The organism is Pseudomonas sp. UM16 (assembly GCF_050312595.1).
In the GTDB taxonomy this organism is placed as follows: Bacteria; Pseudomonadota; Gammaproteobacteria; order Pseudomonadales; family Pseudomonadaceae; genus Aquipseudomonas.
The window spans coordinates 1-742 of the sequence record NZ_JBNPJT010000054.1; the positions used below are offsets into that span (position 1 = coordinate 1).

Below are 742 nucleotides of genomic sequence, written 5' to 3' on the forward strand. Positions count from 1 at the left end.
GGGCCGGATGCAGTACCTAATAGCCGAGTGGGTAGAGCACCCTACGAAGAAACGCAAATTGGTTCGATCATCACCGACTTGCGTAAGGGGGACTTGATTGGTGTTGTCTGGGGCATATTCTGTATTACGATTTTGGGGACGTATCTCGCGGAAAAACTACAGAACTTAAAGCTGTCGCATCCCCCTAGCCTGACCTACCCCGCCATCATCGAATGGTCAAAACCCCTGCCACCCGAGCAATGGGCCAAGCGTTCCCCCGAGCTGGAAGCCGCCATCGCCAAGCGTGAGGCCGAATTAGCCGTGCAGATGCAGCCTGTGGACGAGACATGAGTACGCCACCGGCAGGCACGACGAAAAAACGGATGTTTTCGCGCAATGACTACTTGGCACCACTGCCCATCCCCACCGGTAGAAAACCCTCGGATGTGCTCAACACCATTTGGCGCAAGAACGAGGTGTTTATCGATATCGGTAATTACAGCATCGGTTCGGCGGTGATGGTGATATGGCCGATGGTAATGTTATTTGCGTTTATGAACTACCTCACGCCTGACCCTATTGTATTAGTGGGAGGAGTTATCATCGTTGGCATCCCTATCTTATTTTTGATCCAGGGTCTGTTCCGCGAAGTGCCACTCCCCGTACGTTTCAACCGGCAACGCCGCGAGGTGTGTGTACCGCAAGCAGATGGCGAGTACTGGATTGTCCCTTGGGAAAGCGTGACGGCGGCGGCGACGCAACA

Annotated in this window: 2 pseudogenes; both read left to right on the plus strand. The window is 54.0% G+C overall.

Going from position 1 to position 742, the window contains the following annotated elements:
• A pseudogene (locus ACQRAX_RS25505) lies at positions 1-330 on the plus strand (hypothetical protein); the annotation flags it as partial.
• Positions 327-742 (plus strand): annotated as a pseudogene (locus tag ACQRAX_RS25510) (hypothetical protein); the annotation flags it as partial. The pseudogenes ACQRAX_RS25505 and ACQRAX_RS25510, both read left to right, overlap by 4 nt.